The organism is Nesterenkonia sp. K-15-9-6, from assembly GCF_052656005.1.
Genome location: NZ_JBQYEY010000011.1, coordinates 1 through 4085, shown reverse-complemented (window position 1 = coordinate 4085; position 4085 = coordinate 1). Strand labels below are relative to the sequence as shown.

At 65.8% G+C, this 4085-nt stretch carries 1 protein-coding gene and 1 pseudogene; both read right to left on the bottom strand.

The features are described from left to right. Positions 1–2170 (bottom strand): choice-of-anchor G family protein (locus SD455_RS08420; protein ID WP_445507809.1); only part of this gene is annotated, 2170 nt, incomplete at its 3' end. A gap of 625 nt (positions 2171–2795) precedes the next feature. Then, positions 2796–4085: pseudogene (locus tag SD455_RS08415) on the bottom strand (hypothetical protein); the annotation flags it as partial.

The following is a 4085-nucleotide window of genomic DNA, read 5'->3' as shown; positions in this document are numbered from 1 at the left end:
CCTCGGTGCCAGACTCATCGCCAGCCTCGGTGCCAGACTCATCGCCAGCCTCGGTGCCAGACTCATCGCCAGCCTCGGTGCCAGACTCATCGCCCTCGCCCTCGGTCACAGCGAGCGTAGCCTCAGCAGCCTCACCCGTGGTGTCATCCGTACCAGTGACCGTCAGATCACCCGGCTCGGTGCCCTCAGGAACAGTCCACTCAGTGGTGAAACCACCGTCAGCATCAGTCGGAACATCCTCGATCGTGCCGACGACGTTGCCGTCCTCGTCCGTGAACTCAACCGTCACCGTCGAGTCCGGGGTGTAGCCCGTGCCCTCAACCGTGGTCGACTCACCCGGAGCAACAGTGTCCGGGTCAACCGTCAGCGCCGGATCGATGACAGCATCATCATCGTCATCGTCGTCGCCCTCAGTCACGGTCAGCACTGCCTCAGCAGCCTCACCCGTGGTGTCATCCGTACCAGTGACCGTCAGATCACCCGGCTCGGTGCCCTCAGGAACAGTCCACTCAGTGGTGAAACCACCGTCAGCATCAGTCGGAACATCCTCGATCGTGCCGACGACGTTGCCGTCCTCGTCCGTGAACTCAACCGTCACCGTCGAGTCCGGGGTGTAGCCCGTGCCCTCGATGGTGGTGGACTCGCCGGGAGCCACCTCGTTCGGGTCAACCGTCAGTGCCGGGTCAAGGGTGACGCCCTCAGTGCCGCGCACGGTCGAAGACGCCAGGTTGACCTGAGCCAGCGGACCGGCAGCAGGCAGCAGGCTGACCTGCAGCGCCCGCACGGTGGAGGAACCCTCGCCGAGGTCGCCGACCTCGGGCTGAGCGTTCACCGTGAAGGAGACCACCTGGGTGACGACGTCCAGCAGCGGGCCGACGACCTCGGTGGCCAGCGGGCCGGTGATGCCGTCCACGACGCCTTCAAGGTCCGTCAAGACATCCAGGGTGTCCCCCAGGAGAGCACCCACGGTGTTGAGCACCAGGTCACCCAGGCCATCCGAGCTGGACAGGCCCAGCAGGTCCAGCAGAGGATCCAGGAGACCGACCAGGCCCGAAGTCGTCACGTTCAGGGAGTCCTCAGCGGTACCGTCCAGGATGTCTCCCAGCTGGGCATCCAGCGCGACATTGATACCCGCGAGTCCACCGATGAGGTTCACGTCCACATCCAGACCGAGCGAGGTCGTGGCGATAGTGGCGCGGAGGTTGTCGACGATCTCAGTGACCACATCGGTCACGGCCTGAGTGATGCCGTCAGCGATGGCCGCGAGGACCGGACCGCTGAGCAGCTCAGAGTTCGCCGGCATGTCATTGAGGTTCGGCAGCTCCGGGTTCGCCGCGAGCAGCGTCTCCAGGTCCACCGTGACCGCACCGGTGGTCAGGTCCACGGTCACGCCGCTGCTCTCGCCGACGACGTCGGCCGGCAGCAGTGCGGACAGGTCCGGCGCAGTGAAGTCGACGTTCGCACTGAGGTTGGCGAGGCCACCCAGGTCGATGCCGACGTCCAGCGCATCAGAGATCGAACCGGACAGGCCGTCCAGCGTCCCCTGCAGCTCGTCCACTGTGGAGAGCAGCTCGGTGTAGATGTCCCCGATGGCGGGGCTCTCGAGGCTCAGGGTCGCGCCAGCGATCTGGTAGTCGGTGACGGGCTCGCCGCCACCGATCTGCTCGATGTTGGAGGACAGCGCACCTGTCGTGAGGCTCAGGTCGCTGATCAGACCCTCCGAGGCGCCGCCACTGACCTGGGTGAGCAGCTCACTCAGGTCGATGGTCGCGTCCGACGGGAACTCTTCCGAGCCGCCCACGGAGATCGCGCCCTGGTCGCTTACCGCACCGGAGGCGGCACGGGCGTCACCGGTGCTCTGCGCCTCAGCGTACTGGTTGACGGCACCCACCTGGATGACGCCGTTCGGGCCGAAGAGCTGCAGCGAGTCGCCGAGGTCCACGGCGATGGCGTTGAGCACCTCGGCGCCGAGCGGGTTGGTCACCAGCGGGTGTTCACCACTCGGGTTCTCGGCGAACGCACCATTGACCTCGGCGATGTCGTCGAGGTTGATGCCGGCGGCCTGGCCGCCCAGGAACTTGCCCAGCGCTTCGGAGACGTCGGTCGGAGCCGCGTTGGCCGGAGCTGAGCCGGCCAACGCAAGACCGGCGGCCACCACGGTAGCGGTCACGGCCGAAGCGCAACGCTTGAGCAGGCCACGCGCTGGTGGCCCTTGTCTATGTCTGTGATCGGGTGCAACTAATGGCTTCCCCATGGAAGTCCCCCTGTTGTGTACTGTTCCGCGCTAGCCCTTCGACAAAAGAGCGCGACATCACACCGTGATGTCGCTGATCGCGCAGGAATTTCAACTTTTAATGGGCATGACGAGCGTCACGCTACCGTCAGCAAATCTAGCACAGCCCACGGATTGCCTGGTCGATCCGCGGCGGTCACACCCTGTCCGCCTGCCGCGCCAGATCCTGGCCTTGCATGCCGACCGGCCCGGAATCCCTGCATCGACGCGCAATCGAGAAAACTACTGGTCAGTACGGCAGGCATCGTGCGGCGCGGATCGCTGACTTTTATGATGCATTGTTTCGTCGCCCCAGCTGCGGCCCGAGAAAAGAACCTGCGTCGCGTCCCTCGAAATCAACCTGAGAAGGCCTCAGAGAGGACATTCTCGCGAAGCAGCTATCGGCGAGATGACAGCAGGACGGACACCTGTCCGACTAGAACAGCAGACGACGACGGCGCCTCCCGTGAGGGGAGACGCCGCCGTCGTCTTGCGATGGACCGGTCAGAGCCGGCTCGGGAGATCAGTCACCCGAAGCCCGCATCCGCTGGGAACGGATCACCGCGCCCGTGCCGAGCATCAGCAGGGCCACCGCGAGAAGCCCGAGCGTGAAGACGATCGCGCTGCCCGTCTTGGCCAGCCCGGTACCCGGACCCGGAGCGGGGGCACCAGCACCAGCTTCAGTGCCGTCCTCCGTTCCAGCCTCGGTGCCGACGCCGTCCTCGGTACCATCCTCAGTGCCGACGCCGTCCTCAGTGCCATCCTCAGTGCCATCCTCGGTGCCGACGCCGTCCTCGGTACCATCCTCGGTGCCGTCCTCGGCGCCGGCTGCCGGGTCAGCGACAGTCAGCGTGGCCGAGGCGCTCAGGGACGGGTCCTCGTCATCGGTGGCGGTGATGGTCAGCTCACCCGGGTCGGTGCCCTCAGGCACCGTCCACTCCACGGTGAACGAACCGTCGTCGCCGACCTCGACACCCTCGATCGTGTCGACCACGTTGCCATCGGCGTCAGTGATCTCCACGGTGACGGTGGATCCGGGAGCGAAGCCGTCACCTTCGATGGTGACCTCGTCACCGGGGACTGCCGTGTCCGGCTCCACACTCAGACCAGGCTCGGCAGCCTCGTCGTCGTCGATGACGTTCACAGTGCCGGAGGCACTGATCTCCGGGTCCTCGTCGTCGGTGGCGGTGATGGTCAGCTCGCCCGGGTCGGTGGCTTCCGGCACCGTCCACTCCACGGTGAACGTCCCATCGTCGCCGACTTCGACACCCTCGATCGTGTCGATCACGTTGCCATCGGCATCAGTGATCTCCACGGTCACCGTAGAGCCGGGGACGAAGCCCTGACCGTCAACGGTGACGTCGTCGCCGGGAGCGACTTCATCCGGGTGGATGATCAGACCAGGCTGAACCACCCCGTCCTCATCGGTGACCGTCAGGTGAGTCGACGCGGAGACGTCGTCATCCTCGACGTCAGTCGCCGTCACCGTCAGAATGCCCGGATCAGTGCCCTCAGGCACCGTCCACTCCACGCTGAAGCTGCCGTCACCGTCGGTGTCGACATCCTCGATCGTGGCGACGACCTCGCCGTCCTCATCCGTGAGCTCCACAGTGACCGCCGAGTCGGGCACGAAGCCCTCACCCGTCACCGTGGTGTCCTCACCCGGAGCAACCGTGTCCGGGTCCACCCCGATCGACGGGTCAAGGACCGGGTCCTCATCGCCGTCATCCGGGGCAGTGACGGTGACGGTGTCGGATGCGGTGACATCCGGGTCCTCGTCATCAGTGGCGGTGACCGTCAGCTCACCAGGCTC